The organism is Arthrobacter sp. Y3221159 (genome assembly GCF_059089885.1).
This window is the reverse complement of sequence record NZ_JBNHFC010000018.1, coordinates 61851-82390: the sequence shown is the minus strand read 5'-3', so window position 1 is coordinate 82390 and position 20540 is coordinate 61851. Positions and strand designations below refer to the sequence as shown.

The 20540-nt window shown below is 66.5% G+C and carries 15 protein-coding genes; 3 read left to right on the top strand and 12 right to left on the bottom strand.

The features are described from left to right. Positions 1-5: 5 nt before the first annotated feature. The 10 genes from AC5RT3_RS17120 to AC5RT3_RS17075 form a co-directional block, all read right to left on the bottom strand. The gene (locus AC5RT3_RS17120; RefSeq protein ID WP_494124738.1) at positions 6-1025 is read right to left on the bottom strand and encodes a gluconeogenesis factor YvcK family protein; all 1020 of its coding nucleotides are present in this window, start codon (positions 1023-1025) and stop codon (positions 6-8) included. After that, the gene (rapZ, locus tag AC5RT3_RS17115) at positions 1025-1948 is read right to left on the bottom strand and encodes an RNase adapter RapZ (RefSeq protein ID WP_494009071.1); all 924 of its coding nucleotides are present in this window, start codon (positions 1946-1948) and stop codon (positions 1025-1027) included. Before rapZ ends, AC5RT3_RS17120 begins: the two co-directional genes overlap by 1 nt. A 70-nt stretch (positions 1949-2018) precedes the next feature. Further along, on the bottom strand, positions 2019-4064 hold the full coding sequence (uvrC, locus tag AC5RT3_RS17110; RefSeq protein ID WP_494124737.1) for an excinuclease ABC subunit UvrC: 2046 nt from the start codon (positions 4062-4064) through the stop codon (positions 2019-2021). Between the two features lie 62 nt (positions 4065-4126). Beyond that, entirely contained in the window at positions 4127-4795 is a 669-nt protein-coding gene (locus tag AC5RT3_RS17105; protein WP_494124736.1) for a lysophospholipid acyltransferase family protein, read from the bottom strand. Then, entirely contained in the window at positions 4782-5498 is a 717-nt protein-coding gene (locus tag AC5RT3_RS17100) for an HAD hydrolase-like protein (protein ID WP_494124735.1), read from the bottom strand. Before AC5RT3_RS17100 ends, AC5RT3_RS17105 begins: the two co-directional genes overlap by 14 nt. A gap of 69 nt (positions 5499-5567) precedes the next feature. After that, positions 5568-8492, bottom strand: a complete 2925-nt coding sequence (uvrA, locus tag AC5RT3_RS17095) for an excinuclease ABC subunit UvrA (protein ID WP_494124734.1) — start codon at positions 8490-8492, stop codon at positions 5568-5570. Positions 8493-8542: 50 nt separating this feature from the next. Then, the gene (locus AC5RT3_RS17090; RefSeq protein WP_494124733.1) at positions 8543-8923 is read right to left on the bottom strand and encodes a GntR family transcriptional regulator; all 381 of its coding nucleotides are present in this window, start codon (positions 8921-8923) and stop codon (positions 8543-8545) included. After that, positions 8920-10641, bottom strand: coding sequence for an ABC transporter ATP-binding protein (locus AC5RT3_RS17085; protein WP_494124744.1), 1722 nt, complete (start codon positions 10639-10641; stop codon positions 8920-8922). Before AC5RT3_RS17085 ends, AC5RT3_RS17090 begins: the two co-directional genes overlap by 4 nt. A gap of 89 nt (positions 10642-10730) precedes the next feature. After that, entirely contained in the window at positions 10731-12473 is a 1743-nt protein-coding gene (locus AC5RT3_RS17080) for an ABC transporter ATP-binding protein (RefSeq protein ID WP_494124732.1), read from the bottom strand. A gap of 172 nt (positions 12474-12645) precedes the next feature. Next, on the bottom strand, positions 12646-13422 hold the full coding sequence (locus AC5RT3_RS17075) for a trans-aconitate 2-methyltransferase (protein WP_494052264.1): 777 nt from the start codon (positions 13420-13422) through the stop codon (positions 12646-12648). Positions 13423-13518: 96 nt separating this feature from the next. Here AC5RT3_RS17075 and AC5RT3_RS17070 point away from each other — a divergent pair, with 96 nt between their 5' ends. Genes AC5RT3_RS17070 through AC5RT3_RS17060 form a run of 3 tightly spaced genes read left to right on the top strand, consistent with a single transcriptional unit; the run spans position 13519 to position 17929 of the window. Further along, positions 13519-16059, top strand: coding sequence for a DEAD/DEAH box helicase (locus AC5RT3_RS17070; protein ID WP_494124731.1), 2541 nt, complete (start codon positions 13519-13521; stop codon positions 16057-16059). Between the two features lie 51 nt (positions 16060-16110). Continuing rightward, positions 16111-16623: a GNAT family N-acetyltransferase gene (locus AC5RT3_RS17065; RefSeq protein ID WP_494052262.1), complete on the top strand. Its 513-nt coding sequence runs from the start codon at positions 16111-16113 to the stop codon at positions 16621-16623. Continuing rightward, a complete protein-coding gene (locus tag AC5RT3_RS17060; protein ID WP_494124730.1) occupies positions 16616-17929 on the top strand; it encodes an alpha/beta fold hydrolase in 1314 nt (437 codons plus the stop codon). The genes AC5RT3_RS17065 and AC5RT3_RS17060 overlap by 8 nt, the downstream gene beginning before the upstream one ends. Here AC5RT3_RS17060 and AC5RT3_RS17055 read toward each other — a convergent pair. Both AC5RT3_RS17055 and AC5RT3_RS17050 read right to left on the bottom strand, forming a co-directional pair. Next, entirely contained in the window at positions 17915-19273 is a 1359-nt protein-coding gene (locus AC5RT3_RS17055) for an MFS transporter (RefSeq protein ID WP_494124729.1), read from the bottom strand. The genes AC5RT3_RS17060 and AC5RT3_RS17055 overlap by 15 nt on opposite strands. A gap of 108 nt (positions 19274-19381) precedes the next feature. Then, complete coding sequence (locus tag AC5RT3_RS17050) at positions 19382-20410, bottom strand: TerC family protein (RefSeq protein ID WP_494009059.1); 1029 nt, start codon at positions 20408-20410, stop codon at positions 19382-19384. Positions 20411-20540 lie beyond the last annotated feature (130 nt).

Genomic DNA, 20540 nt, shown 5'->3' with positions numbered 1-20540 from the left:
CCTTCCTAACTGTTCCCAAAAATGTCCTGGTACGCCGTCGCCAGACGCAGGGGATCATGGACGGGCCGGCGTCCCGACGCCCCTACTTTACCCAAGACAACCTCGGCCCCGATCATCGCGGCGGCCCGCTCGAACTCCTGCCGTTCCGGCACCGAGGCAGGATCTGCCAGGACGACGTCCACCGTGAACTCCGGGGCGTAGCGCCGCAGCACGTCGAGGTGGTCCGCGGCCGTCATCCCGGAAGTCTCCTTGGTGTCCGTGGCGAGGTTCATGGTGAGGCAGCGTTTGGCCGGGGTGTTGCAAAGCGCCTGGCGCATCTCCGGCAGCAGCAGGTGCGGCAGCACGGAGGTGTACCAGGAGCCCGGGCCCAGGATGACCCAGTCAGCCAGTTCGATGGCCGTGAGCGCCTCCGTGCAGGCCCGGGCCGCCTCGGGCATGAGCCGGACGTGTTCCAGTGAGCCCGCCACGGCACAGCGCGCCTGCCCGCGGATGGTCTGCAGGGCGGAGGCGCCATCCGGCGCGGTGACGCGGACGTCGCCTTCGATGGTCAGCGGCTCGGTGGACATGGGCAGGACCTGGCCGCGGGCGCCAAGCAGCGCACCGGCCCACTTCAGTCCGGCCACGGTGTCCCCCAGCAGCTCCCAAAGCGTGACGATCAGCAGGTTCCCCATGGCGTGCTCGTCCAGCGAACCGCCCGGGCCCTTGCCGGGACGGAAGCGGTGCTGCATGACGTCGCGCCAGGTCCTGCCCCAGTCCGTGTCGTCGCAGAGCGCGGACAAGGCCATCCGCAGGTCCCCCGGCGGGAGGACGCCGTACTCTTCGCGCAGGCGCCCGGAAGAGCCGCCGTCGTCCGCCACCGTAACGACGGCGGTCAGTTCGGACGTGAGCAGGCGCAGCGCCGAGAGGGAGGCGGAGAGGCCGTGGCCGCCGCCGAGCGCCACAACGTTGGGACCTTTGTCCTGCTGGCTGGCTCCGGTTCCGGACGCAGGCGGAACCAGCGGCAGCGCGCCGGTGAACAGCGCCATTATTCGCGGCCCAGATCCCGGTGCGTGGTGGTCACGGTGACCCGGGGGAACTGCGCCAGTTTCTTGGAGAGCTCGACGGCGACTGCGACGGAGCGGTGTTTCCCGCCGGTGCAGCCCACGGCGATGGTGGCGTAGTGCTTGTTTTCGCGGCGGTATCCGTCCAGGACGGGCTCCAGGGCCATGACATACCGGTCCACGAAGTTCTTGACGCCTTCCGCCTCCAGCACGTAGTCGCTGACGTCCTTGTCCAGCCCGGTGTGCGGGCGAAGCTGCGGAACCCAGTGCGGGTTGGGGATGAACCGGACGTCGGCTACGTAGTTGGAGTCGACGGGCAGGCCGTACTTGAAGCCGAAGCTCATGATGTTGAGCCGGAGGGCCACGGGGCCCGTTTCGCTGAAGAGTTCCGTGATGGCCGTGGCCAGCCCGTGGACGTTGTAGCCGGAGGTGTCCAGGACGACGTCGGAGCTGTCGCGCAGTTCCTGCAGCAGCTCGCGTTCGGCGGCGATGCCGTCCAGGATGCGGCCGCCGCCCTGCAACGGATGCGGCCGGCGACCCTGCTCGAAGCGGCGGACCAGGACGTTGTCGCTGGCGTCGAGGAACAGGACCCGGAAGGTAACGCCGCTGGCCGCGAGGGCACCGAGGGCGGCACGGATATCCGCGAAGAGCCCCTTGCTGCGGACGTCGATCACCACGGCGAGCCTCGGGATGGACTGCGGGGCGTGGGAGACGAGTTCGGCCAGCGTGCCCAGCATCTGCGGCGGCAGGTTCTCCACCACGTACCAGCCGTGGTCCTCCAGCGCGTCGGCGGCGGTGCTCCGGCCGGCTCCGGACATTCCGGTGACCACAAGCAGCTCCGCTTCGAGCGGCTTGACGGGCTGCATCCCGTCCTGCCCGGCTCCGGATTCCGCCGTCGTGTCTGCCATTAGGTCCGCCCCGTTTCTGTTGTTGCCATGCCGGGGCGCGCACCGGCGCAAACCCCGCCCCTTACCCTAGCTAAGTTTCAATGATTTCGCCGGTGGACATGTTGATGGCGGGCACCGTTGCCGCAGCCGGCTCGCCCGTGGAGAAGTGGCTCACGATGGCGCTGGCCAGCGCAGGGCCAATGCCCTTCGCCTGCGAGAGCTCTTCGGCGGAGGCGGCCTTGACCCCCTTGACGGACCCGAAGTGGGCCAGCAGTGCCTTGCGCTTGGATGCGCCCAGCCCGGGGACTCCGTCCAGTGCGGATACCGTCATCGCCTTGCCGCGCTTCTGCCGGTGGAACGTGATGGCGAAGCGGTGGGCTTCGTCACGGATGCGCTGCAGCAGGTACAGCCCCTGCGAGGTCCGGGGAAGGATTACGGGGAAGTCGCTGTCCGGCAGCCAGACCTCTTCGAGGCGCTTGGCGAGGCCCACCACGTAGACATCGTCGATGCCCAGGTCCGCGAGGGCCCGGGCGGCGGCGTTGACCTGCGGCTTGCCGCCGTCGACCACCACCAGGTTGGGCGGATAGGCGAACTTGGCGCGCGGGGCGGGCGTCGTGGTGTCCGCCACGGTGCTGTCCTTCGGGCTGCTGTCCATGGGCGTCTCCTGCTGCCCGGGTTCCGGCTGTTCCGCATCTTCCGGGCCAGGGCCCAGCACCGAGTCATCCACCTGGGCGGACTTGTCCTGCAGGTAGTGGCGGAACCGCCGGGTGAGGACGTCGTGCATGGCGGCGGTGTCGTCGGCTGCTGCGGGCCCGGTGACGGAAAACTTCCGGTAGTCGGACTTCTTCGGCAGGCCGTCCTCCACCACCACCATGGAGGCCACCACGTTGGTTCCCTGGACATGGGAGACGTCGAAGCATTCGATCCGCAACAGGGGCACAGGCAGGTCCAGCGCTTCCTGGAGTTCCTGGAGTGCCTGCGAGCGGACGGTGAGGTCTCCGGCCCTTCGCGTCTTGTGCAGCTTCAGCGCATGCTCCGCGTTTTCACGGACGGTTGTCATGAGGGCGGCCTTGTCGCCGCGCTGCGGAACCCGGATGTCCACCTTTGCGCCCCGGATTCCGCCGAGCCACTGCGCCAACTCCCCGGCGTTGCTGGGCTCCACGGGAACCAGCACCTCGCGGGGCAGCCTGCCGTGGCTGTCGCCGTCGTTGCCGTAGACCTGCTGCAGGAGGTGCTCCACGAGGTCCGGCGTGGTGAAGTCCTCCACCTTCTCAACCACCCAGCCGCGCTGGCCGCGGATCCTGCCGCCGCGGACGTGGAACACCTGCACCGCGGCCTCGAGCTCGTCCTCATGGAGCGCGAAGATGTCCGCGTCCGTGTCCTCCGCGAGCACCACTGCATTGCGCTCGAAGACTTTCCGAAGGGCGGCGATGTCATCCCGGATCCTGGCTGCGTGCTCGTAGTCAAGCTCGGCCACGGCATCCGCCATCTGCTTTTCCAGTTTGGCGATGAAGCGCTTGGCCTCGCCGCCCATGAAGGCGCAAAAGTCCTCGGCCAGGGAGCGGTGGTCCTCGGCAGAGATGCGGCCCACGCACGGGGCCGAGCATTTGTCGATGTAGCCCAGGAGGCAGGGCCGGCCGGTGGCTTCGGCACGCTTGAACACCCCTGCGCTGCAACTGCGGACCGGAAACACCCGGAGCAGGGTGTCCATGGTTTCCCTAATGGCGCCCGCGGTGTAGGGACCGAAGTAACGGGTCCCCTTCTTCTTGTCGCCCCGCATGACCTGGACGCGCGGGTACTTCTCCCCCATGGTTACGGCAAGGTAGGGGTAGGTCTTGTCATCCCGGAACACCACATTGAACCGCGGCTTGAATTCCTTGATCCAGGTGTATTCCAGCTGCAGCGACTCCAGCTCGCTGCCCACCACCGTCCACTCCACGCTGCTCGCTGCGTGGACCATGGCGTAGGTCTTGGGCAGCAGCCCTGCCGGGTTGGCGAAGTAGGAGTTCAGCCGGGAGCGGAGGCTTTTGGCCTTGCCGACGTAGATGACCCGGCCGTGGGGGTCGCGGAACCGGTAGACCCCCGGGTTGGTGGGGATTTCACCCGTCCTGGGCCGGTAACTTGCTGGATTTGCCACTTATCCATTCTACTGAGCCGTACCCGCCGGCTGCGCCAGCCGGACCCCCTGCCGCTGGCGGCCTAGTCGAGCACTTTGCTCTGGTTGTAGCTGGTGGACCGTTCCTGACCGCTGAGTTCCGCGATGGCATCCATGATCCGGTCAGTGACCTCGCGCCGGGCCGGCAGCGAATGGTCCGGGCCGGTCTTGTCGAAGTACAGCGGCTCCCCCACCTTCATGGTGAAGTGCTGGGGCCGCACGCCCTTCTCGCCCGCACGCTGCAGGTTCTCCGTGCCGACCAGGCCCACCGGGATTACCGGCGCGCCGGTGGTCAGCGCAAGCCAGCCCACGCCGGTGCGTCCGCGGTAGAGGATGCCGTCCCGGGAGCGCGTGCCCTCAGGGTAGATGCCGATCCCGCGGCCGGACTCGAGGATGTCCAGGAGGGTCTTGAGCGCCTGGACACTCGCCGCCTGCTCGCCCCTCTCCACGGGAATGGAGCCCACGGACTCAAAAAAGGCCTTCATGACTTTGCCTTTGATCCCGCCGGTGGTGAAGTACTCGGCTTTGGCGAAGAACGCCACCGGACGGGGCATCAGCGCCTGGACGATAACACTGTCGAAGAAGGACAGGTGGTTGGGTGCCACGATGAAGGGACCGTCCGTGGGGACGTTTTCAACGCCGACGACGGTGGGCCGGCAGGTGCCCGCGATCAGGCTCCGCGTGGTCCAGCGGACGGCTTCAAACATTTCCATCGTTGGTCACCTCGCTCATGGCGGCACTGTGGATGGCCTGCAGCCGGTCGATGACCTTCACCAGCTCTTCCGCAGTGTGCACGACGGCCACGGACCCGGCGTTTTCCAGTTCGCCGTCGGGAGCGAAACCCCAGGCAACACCGATGCAGTCGAGCCCGTTGGCAATGGCTCCCGAGACATCCTGGGCGCGGTCCCCCACCATGAGGGCGTGCCGGGTTTCCAGGTCCCCAAGGGCGGCGGCGATGATTTCCGTCTTTCCCAGGGGCACTCCTTCGACGGCCGTCTCGTCGTCGGCCGAGCCGCGGATGCTCAGGAACAGCCCGTCGATGCCGTGGTGCGCCAGGACCTTCCGGGCCAGGTTCTGCGGTTTCTGGGTGGCTACGGCCACCGGTGTCCCGGCGGCCGCGAAGGATTCCAGCACTTCGCGGATGCCCGGGTACAGCCGGCTCTGGGCGATGCCGGTAGCCACGTAGTGCTCACGGTAGCGGCGGATGACCTCGTCCAGGAGGCGGGCGGGCACTTGTGCCACATTGAGCAGGGAATCGCTGAGCTTGGGGCCGATCATGGCTTCGAGCAGGTCCTGGCCGGGAACGGGAAGCCCCACGGCCGTCAGGGCCGCCGCGATTCCGTCTGTTATTCCACCGGCCGGATCGACAAGAGTGCCGTCCAGGTCAAAGATCACGGGCACTGTTGTTGGAGTCACCGGGTTAGTTTCTCACGTCAGCAGCAGTGCCTGAAACTCGCATTCCCGCGGCGGAATATTTCTCTTGTCCTAGCCCAGGATTTCGGCGAGGAAGGTGGCGGTGTGGCTGGTGGTGGACGTTGCAACCTGCTCCGGCGTGCCGGTGGCGACAATCTGTCCGCCGCCGGAGCCACCGTCCGGTCCCAGGTCCACTATCCAGTCGGCGCTCTTGATGACGTCCAGGTTGTGCTCGATGGTGATGACGGTGTTGCCTTTGTCCACCAGGCCCTGCAGGACCAGAAGCAGCTTGCGGATGTCTTCGAAGTGCAGGCCGGTGGTGGGCTCATCCAGCACATACACGCTCCGGCCGTTGGAGCGCTTTTGCAGCTCTGCCGCCAGCTTGACGCGCTGCGCCTCACCACCGGAGAGGGTGGTGGCCGGCTGGCCGAGCCTGACGTAGCCCAGGCCGACGTCCACGAGCGTGTTCAGGTGCCGCGCGATGGGTGAGAACGCGGCGAAGAACTCCGCGGCCTCCTCAATGGGCATGTTAAGGACCTCGGCGATGGTCTTGCCCTTGTAGTGCACCTCCAGGGTTTCCCGGTTGTACCGTGCGCCATGGCAAACCTCGCAGGGGACGTAGACGTCCGGCAGGAAGTTCATCTCGATCTTCAGCGTGCCGTCACCTGAGCAGGCCTCGCAGCGCCCGCCCTTGACGTTGAAGGAGAACCGGCCGGGAAGGTAGCCGCGGACCTTGGCTTCAGTGGTTTCGGCGAAGAGCTTGCGGATGTTGTCGAAGACGCCCGTGTAGGTGGCCGGGTTGGAGCGCGGCGTGCGCCCGATGGGGCTCTGGTCCACGTGGACCACCTTGTCCAGGTGCTCGAGGCCCTGGACGGTCTTGTGGCGCCCTGCCACCTGCTTGGCGCCGTTGAGCTTGTTGGCCAGCACCTTGTACAGGATCTCGTTCACCAGGGTGGACTTACCGGAACCGCTCACCCCGGTCACCGCGGTAAAGAGGCCGAGCGGGAATGCGGCGTCAACGTTGTTGAGGTTGTTTTCGCGTGCACCCACCACCTTGAGCTCGCGCTTCTTGTCGTACTTGCGCCGCTTCTTGGGCACGTCGATGCTCTTGCGCCCGGACAGGTAGTCGCCGGTCAGGGATGCGGTGTTCTCCAGGAGCTCCTTGTACGAGCCGGAGTGCACTACCTGGCCGCCGTGCTCGCCGGCGCCGGGTCCGATGTCCACTATCCAGTCGGCGACGTGAATGGTGTCCTCGTCGTGCTCCACCACGATCAGGGTGTTGCCCATGTCGCGGAGCCGGGTGAGGGTATCGATGAGCCGCCGGTTGTCGCGCTGGTGCAGGCCGATGGAGGGCTCGTCCAGGACATAGAGCACGCCCACCAGTCCGGAGCCGATCTGGGTAGCCAGCCGGATGCGCTGCGCCTCGCCGCCGGACAGCGTCGCGGACGGGCGTTCGAGGTTCAGGTACTCCAGCCCGACGTCCAGGAGGAACGTCAGGCGCGCCTGGATTTCCTTGAGGACCTGGTGCGCGATCTGGGCTTCACGGCCGGTGAGGACGAGGTTCTCCAGGAACGCGGCGCAATCCCGCATGGGAAGTGCCGCCACTTCGGCAATGGACTTGCCGTTGATGAGCACGGACAGGGACGCAGGATTGAGGCGCGCGCCGTTGCAGGCAGGGCAGGGGATCTGCCGCATGTACTCCTCATACCGGTCGCGTGCCCAGTCGGAGTCGGTTTCGCCGTGCTTGCGGTGCACGTACTGGATGGCGCCTTCGAACCCAGTGCTGTACTTGCGTTCCCGTCCGAAGCGGTTCCGGTACTGCACCACCACCTTGTGGTCCTTGCCGTGCAGGACAGTCTGGCGGACGTCCTTGCCCAGCTTCTCCCAGGGGGTATTCATCGAGAATCCGAGTTCCTTTGCCAGGCCCTCGAGGAGCCGGTTCCAGTACTCGGTGGTGGCAGTTCCCATCGACCAGGGGGCGATGGCGCCCTCGGACAGGGAGAGCTCCGGGTTCGGGACGATGAGTTCCTCGTCCACTTCCAGCTTGGTGCCGATGCCGCTGCAGGCTGCGCAGGCGCCGAAGGGGTTATTGAAGGAGAAGGATCGGGGTTCGATCTCGTCGATGGCGAGGGGATGCTCATTGGGGCAGGCGAGGTTCTCGGAGAACGCCCGGATCCGTGCGGGGTCATCCGCCTCGAGGTCCACGAACTCCGCCAGGACGCGGCCCTCAGCCAGCCCGAGGGCGGTTTCGATGGAGTCCGTGAGCCGCTGGCTGATGCCTTCCTTGACCACCAGCCGGTCCACCACCACCTCGATAGTGTGCTTGAACTGCTTGCCCAGCTTGGGCGGATCGCTGAGCTGGACGAGGTCCCCGTCCACCCGTGCCCGGGAGTAGCCCTTGGCGCTGAGCTCCTTGAAGAGGTCCACGAACTCGCCCTTCCGCCCGCGCACCACCGGGGCGAGGACCTGGAAGCGGGTGCCTTCGTCGAGCTCGAGCAGCTGGTCGACGATCTGCTGCGGTGTCTGCTTGGCAACGGGCTTGCCGCAGACGGGGCAGTGCGGCCGGCCCACGCGCGCCCAGAGCAGGCGCATGTAGTCGTAGATCTCGGTGATGGTGCCCACCGTGGAGCGCGGGTTCTTGCTGGTGGATTTCTGGTCGATGGAAACTGCCGGCGACAGGCCTTCAATGAAATCGACATCCGGCTTGTCCACCTGCCCGAGGAACTGGCGGGCGTAGGCGGACAGTGATTCGACATAGCGGCGCTGGCCCTCGGCGAAGATCGTGTCGAACGCCAGTGACGACTTGCCCGAGCCTGACAGGCCGGTGAAGACGATCATCGCATCGCGCGGCAGGTCCAGGTCAACGTTCCGGAGATTGTGTTCGCGGGCGCCCTTCACCACGAGCCGGGACAGGTCATGGCGCTGCACAATGCCAGTGGAAGGCTCGGTGACGGAGGTGGGTTCGATGGCGGTTTCTTCAGCTAAGGCTTTAGGCACCCAATAATGCTAATCGAAAACTTCTTCGAAACCGTCACCGCCCAGGGCCCTCAGCGGGCGTCGTAGGCGGCCGCCAGCAGCTTCACGGCTTCGGCAAACGTTGCCCCCTGCGACTTAGCGGCTTCGGCGTAGGCCGCCGCCGCCGCGGAGAGCCCGCTGAGACGTTCGTCACGTGCACTGACCACCGTCCCGTTCCGGCCACGGGTGGCCACGATGCCCGCCGCCTCCAGCTCCTTATAGGCCCGGGCCACTGTGTGCGGCGCCACGTCAAGGCTGTCAGCCAGGGAGCGGACAGCGGGAAGCCGGGTGCCGGGCGGAAGCGCACCGCTGTCAGCCAGGTGGATGATGCGGAGCCTCAGCTGCTCGTACAGCGCCACCGTGCTGGCGGTGTTGGGCTTCCAGGCCCCGGGGAAGTCGGGGACGGCCTTCACCGGCCCGCCTCGAGGACGCCGGCATTGCCGGCGCGGGCAGCGAACTGGGCGTAGTAGAGCCGGGCGTAGAAGCTTTTGGCCGCCAGGAGGTTTTGGTGGTTGCCCTGTTCGACGATGCGTCCGTGGTCCATGACCAAGATTAGATCAGCGTTGCGTACCGTGGACAAACGGTGGGCAATCACGAAACTGGTCCGGCCGCGCCTCAGCCGCTGGGTGGCCTGCCGGATCAGCAGTTCGGTCCTGGAGTCCACGGAGCTCGTTGCCTCGTCCAGGATCAGGACGGCGCGGCCAGCCAGCTGCGCCCGGGCAATGGTGACGAGCTGGCGCTGGCCCCGGCTGAGGGGTTCACCCCCGTCTTCCAGCACGGTGTCGTATCCGTCCGGCAGTGCCCGGACAAAACGGTCAACGTGGCTGGCCTCTGCGGCGGCCAGGATGCCGGCCTCGGTGGCGTCCGGCAAACCGTAGGCAATGTTCTCGCGGATGCTGCCCGCAAACAGCCAGGCGTCCTGGAGCACCACGCCGAACTGTGCACGCAGCCGGTCCCGGGGCACGGCGGAGGTATCGGTTCCGCCGATGGTGATCCGGCCCGAGGTCGGCTCATAGAACCGCATCAGCAGGTTTATCACGGTGGTTTTTCCTGCACCGGTGTGTCCCACGACGGCCACCGTCTGCCCGGGCTCCACCCTGAACGAAAGGTTGCGGACGGCCGGGGACGAGCCCGGGTAGCCGAACGTCACGTCGTCGAACACGATTGCTCCGCCGGCCGCAGGCTGCCCGTCCGCGGCATCAGGGTCGGCAGCTTCCTCTTCCGCGTCCAGCAGGGCGAAAACGCGGGCGGCGGACGCGGCGCAGGACTGCATGACATTGAGCAGGCCGCCGATCTGTCCCACCGGCTGGGTGAAGAGCCGGCTGAACTGGATAAAAGCCTGGATCCCGCCGATGGTCATGGCTCCCGCTATGACCTGGAGGGCCCCGATGACGGCCACCGCAACATAGTTCAGGTTGGCCATCAGCACCATGAGGGGCTGGACGACACCGGCTGAAAACTGGGCTTTCGTGGATGCACGGGCCAGCCGCGAGTTGCCGGCCGCAAAAACGCCGGCCGCCCGGGACTGGTATCCGAAGGCTTTGATGACTTCGTGGCCCGTGATGAATTCCTCTGCATGCGCATTGAGCTCACCGGTTTCCATCCATTGCCGCGCGTAATGCACCTGCGACCTGCGCGCCACGAAAAAGGTGATGCAGGTGGACAGCGGAACGGTGGCGAGTGCGATGGCCGCCAGCAGCGGCGAGATCCACAGCATCATGGCGAGCGACCCGGACAGCATCAGGACGGACATGATCAGCTGTGTCAGGAGCTGGTTCAACGCCTGGGAGATGTTGTCAATATCGTTGGTGGCCCTGCTCAGGACGTCGCCGCGGGAGCTGTCGCGGTAGTAGGAGGCGGGCAGCCGGTGCAGTTTGTCCTCCACGGCAGCCCTCATGTTGTACATCAGTCCCTGGACGGAACGCGCCGTCAGTGCGCCCTGGATCCAGTTGAACAGCGATGCGAGGACGTACATCACCGCCACTGCCGCAAGCAGCAGGACGAGTCGTTCCTGGTCCGTGCTGCCGCCGTAGACGCCATCAACCACCACGTCCGTGGCATCGCCCAGGTACTTGGGGGCGGCCACGTTCAGGCCGGCGAAGGCACAGGTGGCTGCGACGGCTCCGAGCATCAGCCGCAGGAACGGCCGCAGCAGCCCGAGGAGCCGCCACGATGTGGCGCGGAAAGCCGGGTCTGCCGCCGTAGCGCCGGCCGGGGCCGTCACTGCGGGCCATCCAGGGCCAGCTGTGATTCCGCGATTTCCCGGTAGGTGGACGACGTCTCCAGCAACTCCCGGTGCGTACCCTGCGCAACCACGTGGCCGCCGTCGAGCACCAGGATCAATTCGGCGTCCTCGACAGTGGAGACGCGTTCGGCCACAACAAGGATGGTGGCGGCCGCAAGTTCGGAATCCAGCACCTGCCGCAGCCGCGTGTCCGTGTGGTAGTCAAGTGCAGAGAAGCTGTCGTCGAAGAGGTACAGGGATGACTTGCGTAGCAGTGCACGGGCTATGCAGAGCCGTTGGCGCTGTCCCCCGGACAGTTTGGTTCCGCCCTGCCCCACCGGCGTCTCAAGGCCCAGGGGCAATCCGCTCATGAAGCGCATGGTCTGCGCCTTTTCAAGGGCATCCCACAGTTCCATGTCCGAGGCTCCGGGGGCCGCCATCCGCAGGTTGTCGGCGATGGTTCCGGAAAACAGGTGCGAATGCTGGGGCACCACGGACATGGAGCCGCGCAGCACATCCAGGGGCAGGTCCTTAATGTTGACGCCGTCGAGTGTTATGGCGCCTTCGGTGGTGTCGAGGAAACGCGGGACCAGGTTCAGCAGGGTGGACTTTCCGCTGCCCGTGGATCCCACGATGGCCGTGGTGGTGCCGGGCAGCGCGGCGAAGCTGACGCCGGCAAGGACAGGCGCCTCGGCCCCCGGATAGGAGAAGCCGACACCCGTGAACTCAATGGTGCCGCCCTGCGGGACGGACCCGCTGGGTCCGTCCCGGGGCTGGGCCGGCAGCATGGGTGCCGCGGGCTCCCCGGGATCCGCCACCGAGGGCTCGGTGTCCAGGACAGCGCCGATCCGTTCCGCGCACACGGCTGCCCGCGGTGCCGTCATCAGGACGTACATGGACATCATGATGGCCAGCAGGATCTGCATGATGTAGGCAATGAACGCCGTGAGCGCACCGATGTTCATCTGTCCGGCCTGGATGCGCTGGCCGCCGAACCACACGATTGCCACCGAGGACAGGTTCACCACCAGCATGATCATCGGCAGCATGGCGGCCACGAGCAAGGCTGACTGGAGGTTGTTGGCGGTGAGGCTGCCGTTGGCGCGGGCGAAGCGGTCGCTCTCATGCTCCTGGCGCACAAATGCCCGGATGGTGGCCACGCCGATGATCTGCTCCCGCAGGATGCCCCCGGAATTGTCCAGCAGGTCCTGCCCCTCGCGGTAGAGCGGGATGAGGCGCCGCACAATGGCGGACATGATCAGCACGAGCAGCGGCACGATGACGATGATGACTGCGGACAGCCCCACGTCCTGCTGGAGGGCAAGGATGACTCCGCCCAGGCCCATGGCGGGCCCGGCGATGAGCATGGTGAGCACCAGGAGCGCGAAGGCCTGGATTTGCTGGGTGTCGTTCGTCACCCGGGTGGTGAGGCTCTGGGTTCCAAACCGGGCCACCTCGCGCGAGGACAGGGACTGGATCTTCAGGAAGATCTCCGCCCGGAGCTGCTGGCCGAGCTTCATGGCGATGGCTGCGCCGAAGTAGCCTGCCCCAATGGCCGCAGCCGCCTGCACCATGGCGATTCCCGCCATGAGGAGGCCCAGTCGGTGGATGGACAAGGTGTTGCCTGCCACGATGCCGTCATCGATGATGGCCGCGTTGATGGTGGGGAGCAGAAGGTTGGCGGCGGCCTGCACCAGTTGCAGGAGCACGACGGCGGCAACGGGAGCTTTATGCGCCATAAGCAGCCGCCCCATGAGTCGGATCAGCAACGCACCTCCGGAAGGTCGGGAAGCCTGCGGGGCGGCGGCAACCGTTCCCCACCAGCCACATCGCTCATTGTAAGGCAGATCACTTACTAATTTTGTCAAGCGTGTGACAGTGCGGTAGAGGTTGTCCAGCGAATGGATTTCGTTACTTCTTGCGCCCCACAGCGAAGATCCGGCGGAATGGGAAGACGGTGCCGTGCCGTCCCGGCGGATAGGCGGTGCGGAGTGCCGCTGCGTATTCTGCTTCGAACTCCCTGCCGTCGTCGGGTGAGAGAACGGCCAGTACGGGGCGCAGGGCCGCGCCACGCACCCACTCAAGGACCGGGTCCGGGCCCGGCAGGACCTGCTGGTACGTGGTTTCCCAAGCATCTGCGGTGCAACCGGCGTCGAGCAGGATAGTGAGGTAGTCCGCCGGCTCACCTACCGATTCCCCGCCGCGAAGCACGCCGTCGAGTTTCGGTGCCCAACGGGCTGACGCTGCGAGTTCCCGCATCAACGTGTGGGAGGGCGCCCCGAAGTTCCCCGGCACCTGCATGGCGAACCAGCCCCCGGGACGCAGGGCGGCCAGCCAATCCCGGATGAGGTCCTGGTGCCCGGGCACCCATTGAAGGGCGGCGTTACTGACCACCACATCCGTTTCCGCTGGCGGCATCCAGCCGGCAATGTCGGCCTGTTCGAACCGCAGGAGCGGATGCCGCGCGGCCACAGTCCCCGCCTTGTCCAGCATCTCCGCCGACGAGTCCACGCCCACCACCTCGGCTTCCGGCCACCGCCCGGCCAGCGTGGCGGTGAGGTTCCCCGGTCCGCAGCCCAGATCCACAACGCGTCCCGGCCGGTCAGCAGTGATCCTGCCGGTGAGGTCGAAAAACGGCCGGTTCCGGTAATCACCGAACTGGACGTATTTGGCCGGATTCCATTTCATAAGCTTCCCCGTTGCCTGGTCGTGTCACAGATACCGCGAAGCCTAGCCGGTACGCGGCGGATTTCCGGGAGCACCCTGGCACTAAGCTGGAAACCAATGAAACTCGTTGACCAGCTGACCGATCTGCCCCGGAACTCCTCCGCCGCCGTCGATCCCGATGACCTTTACACCCGCTTTGTCGAATGGACGGAAAGCCGCGGCCTGGCGCTGTATCCGGCGCAGGACGAGGCTGTCATGGAACTGGCCACTGGTGCCAACGTCATCCTCGCCACCCCCACCGGGTCCGGAAAATCACTGGTTGCCATCGCCGCGCACTTCCAGGCCATGGCCCAAGGCCGGCGCAGCTACTACACGGCGCCCATCAAGGCCCTGGTGTCAGAGAAGTTCTTTGCCCTCTGCGACATCTTCGGCGCCGAGAACGTCGGGATGATCACCGGCGATTCCGGGGTCAACCAGGACGCACCCATCATCTGCTGCACCGCCGAGATCCTGGCGAACACGGCACTGCGGGAGGGTGCGGCAGCCGAACTCGGCGCCGTCATCATGGACGAGTTCCACTTCTACTCGGATCCGCAGCGCGGCTGGGCCTGGCAGGTGCCGCTGCTGGAACTTCCGCAGGCCCAGTTCCTGCTCATGTCCGCCACCCTGGGCGACGTCACCAGGTTCGAGAAAGGCCTAACCGACCTCACCGGCCGCCCCACCACCACGGTGAGTTCCGCCGAACGCCCCATCCCGCTGCACTTCTACTATCACGAGATCCCGGTGCACGAGACGCTGGAAGAGCTGCTCACCACTAAACAGGTCCCCGTCTATGTGGTGCACTTCAGCCAGATCGAGGCAATCGACCGGGCCCAGACGCTCATGAGCATCAACGTCTGCACCCGTGAGGAGAAGGACAGGATCGCGGAGCTGATCGCGAACTTCCGCTTCGCCGCCGGCTTCGGCAAGACCCTCAACCGGCTGGTCCGGCACGGCATCGGCGTGCACCACGCGGGCATGCTGCCCAAGTACCGCCGCCTGGTGGAACAGCTCGCGCAGGCCGGCCTGCTCAAGGTCATCTGCGGCACCGACACCCTGGGCGTGGGGATCAACGTCCCCATCCGCACCGTCCTGCTCACCGCTTTGAGCAAGTACGACGGCGTCCGCACCCGGCTGCTCAACTCACGCGAGTTCCACCAGATCGCGGGCCGTGCCGGCCGCGCGGGCTACGACACTGCCGGAACCGTGGTGGTCCAGGCCCCCGAGCATGTGACGGAGAACGTCAAGGCGATGGCGAAAGCCGTGGCAAAGTTCGGCGACGACCAGAAGAAGCTGCGCCAGGTGGTCAAGAAGAAACCCCCCGAAGGCTTCGTGTCCTGGGGCGAGCCCACCTATAAGCGCCTGGTCGAGTCCGTACCGGACCCGCTCACGTCCAGTTTCACCGTCACCCACGCCATGCTCATGAACCTCATGGAGCGGCCCGGCGATCCCTTCGCTGCGGCACGGCGGCTCCTGACCGAAAACCATGAGCCCCGCTCCTCGCAGCTGCAGCTGATGAAGAAGGCACTGGGCATCTACCGCGAGCTGCTGGCGGCGGAGGTGGTGGAGCGGATCCCGGCGGACCAGCAGGAAGCTGACGGACGCACCGTCCGCCTGACCGTCCACCTGCAGCCGAACTTCGCACTCAACCAGCCGCTCTCCCCCTTCGCACTTGCTGCGCTGGAGCTCCTTGACCCGGAGTCGCCGTCGTACGCCCTGGACGTGGTGTCCGTGATCGAGGCGACGCTGGAAAAGCCCCGCCAGATCCTCTCCGCGCAGCAGAAGAAGGCGCGGGGCGAAGCCGTGGCGGCCATGAAGGCGGACGGCATCGACTACGACCAGCGGATGGCGATGCTGGAGGAGGTCACCTACCCGCAGCCGCTCGCGGACATCCTTGGGGAGGCCTTCGAGGTCTACCGGAAGGCGGCCCCCTGGGTGGGCGACTTCGAACTGGCGCCCAAGTCCGTGGTGCGGGACATGTACGAACGCGCCATGAACTTCGGCGAGTTCGTGCAGTTCTACGGGCTGGCCCGCTCGGAAGGCATCGTGCTGCGATATCTGGCGGACGCCTTCAAGGCCCTGCGGCAAACGGTTCCGCAGGACATGCTGCGGGAGGACCTTGAAGACCTCACCGCGTGGCTCGGCGAAATGGTGCGCCAGGTGGACTCCAGCCTCCTGGATGAATGGGAAGAACTCGCGTCCGGGGCCATGCCCACCCCGCACGACGCGCCGCCGCCTCCCCCGCCGTCGCTCACCTCGAACATCCGGGCCTTCCGCGTGATGGTCCGCAACGAGATGTTCCGCCGCGTTGAACTGTTCGCTGACGAGGACGCGGCGGCCCTTGGTGAACTGGACGCCGGCTCGGGCTGGGACCGGGACCGGTGGGAAGACGTTCTGGACGACTACTTCGACGAGCACGACGACATTGGGACCGGTCCGGATGCCCGCGGCCCGGGGCTGCTCATCATCACCGAGGAATCCGGGCTGTGGAAGGTGCGGCAGATCTTCGACGATCCTGCCCGGAACCACGACTGGGGCATCTCGGCCGAGGTGGACCTGGCAGCGTCGGACGAAACCGGAACCGCCGTGGTGCGGGTAACGGACGTCAACCGGCTCTGACGCAGGGCTGACCTGCAGCAGGGGGAACGGGCCCGGCGGTAAGCTCGGACAATGAGTGTTATCCGCCCCGCCACCGAACACGACGTGCCCGCGATCCTTCGCATGATCCACGAACTGGCCCACTACGAGAAGGAACCGGACGCAGTCCGCAACACTCCCGAGATGCTGCGGCAGGTCCTCTTCGGCGAGAACCCGCGCGTCTTTGCCGCCATGGCCGAGAACGAGGCCGGAGACGTCCAGGGCTTCGCACTCTGGTTCCTCAACTACTCCACCTGGGAAGGCGTGCACGGCATCTACCTGGAAGACCTGTACGTCAGCCCGGAGGCGCGCGGCGAGGGCCACGGCAAGGCCCTCCTGCAGCACCTTGCCTCCATAGCGGTGGCAAACGGCTACGCCCGGGTGGAGTGGAGCGTCCTGGACTGGAACGAGCCATCCATCAATTTCTACCGCCGCCTGGGCGCCCGCCCGATGGACGGGTGGTCAACCTTCAGGCTCACCGGCGACGCCCTCGAAAAGTTCGGCAGCGCCTCATCCGCCCCCGTCCCCGCAGCGGCCCATGGCTGAAGCAGGCCACGAGGTCCGTGCCCGGCACGAATTCCGGGGCATGCGCACGGTGGAACACTACTTCACCGTGCCGCTTGACCACTCCGCGCCGGACGGCGAGGCCATCACCGTCTTCGCCCGTGAGTATGTCTCGGCCTCCCACAGCGGGGACGAGGCGCAGAACCTGCCCTGGCTGCTGTTCCTGCAGGGCGGCCCGGGCGGCCGCGGGAACAGGTTCGGCTCCCTCGGCGGCTGGGGCAAGGCCGCCGCTAAAGAGTTCCGGATACTGATGCTGGACCAGCGCGGCACCGGACTGTCCACCCCCGTGGACCGCAACACCCTGCCGCTCCGCGGGTCTGCGGCCGACCAGGCCGCGTACCTGGAGCACTTCCGGGCCGATGCCATCGTTGCTGACGCAGAACTGATCAGGAAAGCGCTGGGCTCGGAACCCTGGACCGTGTTCGGGCAGAGCTACGGCGGTTTCTGTGCCCTGACCTACCTGTCCTTTGCCCCCGGCGGCCTGAAGGAGGTCCTCATCACCGGCGGCCTCGCTCCCCTGACCGGTCCTGCCGACGACGTCTACCGCGCCACCTTCCAGCGGGTGGCGGCGCGGAACGCCGAGTACTTCAGCTGGTACCCGGAAGACCGCACTATGGTGGAGCGGATTGCCCGCCACCTGCGGACCACGCCGGAGTTCCTGCCCGACGGCGGTCCCCTCACCGTGGAGCGCCTCCAGATGCTGGGTGCGTTCCTTGGCGGCAACACCAGGGTGGACAGCCTGCACTACCTGCTGGAGGATGCGTTCACCGGAACCCCGGCCGGGCCGAGGCTCTCCGATCCCTTCCTTGACCAGATGCAGGGAATCGTCTCGCGCCGGTCCAACCCGCTCTATGCCCTGATGCATGAATCCATCTACGGGCAGGGCCAGGCAACAGACTGGTCGGCCTGGCGCGTACTGGCGGAGTATCCCGAATTCCGGCCTGACGCCGAGCCCCTGCTGCTGACCGGCGAAATGGTCTACCCCTGGTATTTCGAGCAGGATCCTGCCCTGCAGCCCCTCCGGGAGGTGGCCGGGCTGCTCGCCGCGAAACAGGACTGGCGGCCGCTCTACGATATCCGGCAGCTTGCCGCCAACCGGGTGCCGGTGGCGGCAGCCGTGTATTCCGAGGACATCTATGTGGACCGGAAGCTGTCCCTGGAAACGGCCGCCGCGGTCCGTGGGCTCGAGGTCTGGGAGACCGGGGATTTCCATCATGACGGCATCGCCGATGACGGCGAGGGGATCTTCAACCGGCTGCTTGGGATGGTGAGGTCAGGCCGCCGCTGACGCCCGGCGGCCCGCCACCCGGGTCAGGAACGCTACGGCCAGGACGAGGGCGCCCACCACGCCGCCCAGCATGTTCAGCCCCAGGTAGCCGGTCCAGCTGAGCACAAGGCCGGAGACAGCGCCGCCCACCGCCCCCGCTGCGCCCATCAGCATGTCCGAGACACCCTGCACCACCACCCGGGACTCCTGTCCGACGCTCTCGGCCAGCAGGGTGGACCCGGAGACAGTCGCTGCGGACCAGCCCATGCCCAGCAGCACCAGGCCGACGGCGACGGCTGCGGTGGAGCCCTGCCCGAACCCCGCCACGAGGACGGCGGTGATCAGCAGCATGCAGCCGATCATGACGGTCTCGGTCCGGCCAGCTTTGTCCGTTAGCCAGCCCATCACCGGTGACAGCGCGAACATGCCGGCGATGTGCAGGGAAATCGTGAAGCCGATGATGACCAGCACATCACCAGATGCCGTATGGCCGGCATGGGATGCCGCGGGTCCTTCCACGAGGTGCTGCAGGTGGAGCGGCGTCATGGACATGACGCCCACCATGACGGCGTGGGCCCCGACGACGGCGGCGACGGCCAGCAGCGCAGTGCGGGAACCCCGGATTGCGCGCATCCCGCGTGCCAATGAGCCCCCCGGCCGGGGCCCGCCCGGGGCGGCAGCCGCCGCAGCGCCGGCGGCTGCCGGCCCACGTTCCGCAAGCTGGCGGGCCGCAACTTCACGGGCGAGGTGCAGCGGGTCCGGCCGGAGTCCGATGAGGACAAGCAGGGTGGCCACCAGAAGCCCGGCGCCGGAAATCACAAACGGTCCTGCCACCGCTGGCAGCCCCAGCGCCGCACCCACCACCGTGCCGGGCTGGATCAGATTGGGTCCTGCCACGGCGCCAACCGTCACGGCCCACACCACGGTGGACAGCGCCCTGCCCCGGTGTTCCGCTTCGGCGAGGTCCACGGCGGCGAACCTGGCCTGCAGGTTCGCTGCGGTGCCCACCCCGATGCCTGCCGCGCCCAGCACAAGCAGGACAAAGATTCCAGTGACCACGGCCAGCACCATGAGCACCGTACCGGCCAGGGCAGCCGAGAGGCCGGCCACCTGGCCCATCCGGCGGCCACTGCGGTCCGCCAGCGAGGCGAGCGGCAGCGCGGACAGCGCTGCCCCCAGGGTCATGACCGTTGCTACGGCTCCCGCCCACGCGCTGGAGCCGGACAGCTCCACAGCGAGGATCGAACCAATCGAAACTGTTGCCCCCGTGCCGATTCCGCCGAAGACCTGGGCGGCGGCCAGCAGGGCGACGGTACGCCGCTGCACCCGCCGCACATCGTTGTCGGTTATCACCGTGGGGGCCATGGACAGAGCATAGTCCCCGCCGGTGGCCTCCTAAAGGGGTCAATTTAAAAGAAGCAGTCCCGGCCGCTCGCGTGGCCGGGACTGCTGCTGATAGAAGGCTGGAAGCCTTTAGTCGACGTCGCTGTGGCTCTTGCGGACGTCTTCTTCCAGGCGCGGATCCAGGTGCGCTTCCTTGGCCTTGGAGCTGACCAGGCTGGCGATCACCGCGATGACGATGGTGCCGACAATGACGGCCAGGGACACGAACGTGGGGATCTCGGGAGCCCATTCAATGTGCTGGCCGCCGTTGATGAACGGCAGCTCGTTCACGTGCATGGCATGTAGCACCAGCTTGACGCCGATGAATGCCAGGATGAAGGACAGTGCGTGCTTCAGGTAGATCAGGCGGTTCATGAGGCCGCCCAGCAGGAAGTACAGCTGGCGCAGGCCCATCAGGGCGAACAGGTTGGCCGTGAACACAATGAACGGGCTCTGGGTCAGTCCGAAGATGGCCGGGATGGAGTCGACGGCGAACAGCAGGTCCGTGAGGCCGATGGTGATGAAAACGATCAGCATGGGGGTGAAGACCTTCTTGCCGTTCACCGTGGTGCGCAGCTTGTTGCCGTCGAACTTCTCCGACATGGGGATCACCTTGCGGATCTTGGCGATCAGCGGGTTCTCACGGTCTTCTTCGTCTTCGCCCTCGTCCTGGGCCTGCTTCCAGGCGGTCCACAGCAGGAAGGCGCCGAAGATGTAGAACACCCAGCTGAACTGCTCGATCACCATGGCGCCCAGCAGGATGAAAATGCCGCGCAGGATCAGGGCGATGATGATGCCCACCATCAGCACTTCCTGCTGGTACTTCCGGGGCACCGAGAACCGGGCCATGATGATGATGAAGACGAACAGGTTGTCGATGCTGAGGCTGTATTCCGTCACCCAGCCGGCCACGAACTGGCCGCCGTATTCCGGGCCGGTGAAAGCGAACATGGTTCCGGCGAACACCAGCGCAAGGCTGACGTAGAACGCTACCCAGAGGCCGGCTTCCTTCATGGATGGTTCGTGGGGCCGGCGGACCACCAGGAGAAGGTCGATCAGGAGGATAAGGCCGAGGACGACAAAAGAGCCGACTTCGAACCACACGGGCAATTCGAGCACAGGGTAGCCTTTCGCAGGGTACAGAGATGCGGTGTAAGTCTCTCCGGCCTGCCTGCGCACTTGGTGCTGAGATGGCGGCCCGCTACGCCCGGCCGGGCAACCATGCCCTGCGTGTTGACGATCGTAGCGC

What these genes read in the sequence shown, in the direction of transcription:
- AC5RT3_RS17070 (WP_494124731.1), top strand. Translation starts at nt 13,519, where the DNA reads ATGAAACTCGTTGACCAGCTGACCGATCTGCCCCGGAACTCCTCCGCC.
- AC5RT3_RS17055 (WP_494124729.1), bottom strand. Translation starts at nt 19,273, where the DNA reads ATGGCCCCCACGGTGATAACCGACAACGATGTGCGGCGGGTGCAGCGG.
- AC5RT3_RS17075 (WP_494052264.1), bottom strand. Translation starts at nt 13,422, where the DNA reads ATGAAATGGAATCCGGCCAAATACGTCCAGTTCGGTGATTACCGGAAC.
- AC5RT3_RS17065 (WP_494052262.1), top strand. Translation starts at nt 16,111, where the DNA reads ATGAGTGTTATCCGCCCCGCCACCGAACACGACGTGCCCGCGATCCTT.
- AC5RT3_RS17120 (WP_494124738.1), bottom strand. Translation starts at nt 1,025, where the DNA reads ATGGCGCTGTTCACCGGCGCGCTGCCGCTGGTTCCGCCTGCGTCCGGA.
- rapZ (WP_494009071.1), bottom strand. Translation starts at nt 1,948, where the DNA reads ATGGCAGACACGACGGCGGAATCCGGAGCCGGGCAGGACGGGATGCAG.
- AC5RT3_RS17085 (WP_494124744.1), bottom strand. Translation starts at nt 10,641, where the DNA reads ATGCTCGGAGCCGTCGCAGCCACCTGTGCCTTCGCCGGCCTGAACGTG.
- AC5RT3_RS17080 (WP_494124732.1), bottom strand. Translation starts at nt 12,473, where the DNA reads ATGGCGCATAAAGCTCCCGTTGCCGCCGTCGTGCTCCTGCAACTGGTG.
- AC5RT3_RS17105 (WP_494124736.1), bottom strand. Translation starts at nt 4,795, where the DNA reads ATGGAAATGTTTGAAGCCGTCCGCTGGACCACGCGGAGCCTGATCGCG.
- AC5RT3_RS17060 (WP_494124730.1), top strand. Translation starts at nt 16,616, where the DNA reads ATGGCTGAAGCAGGCCACGAGGTCCGTGCCCGGCACGAATTCCGGGGC.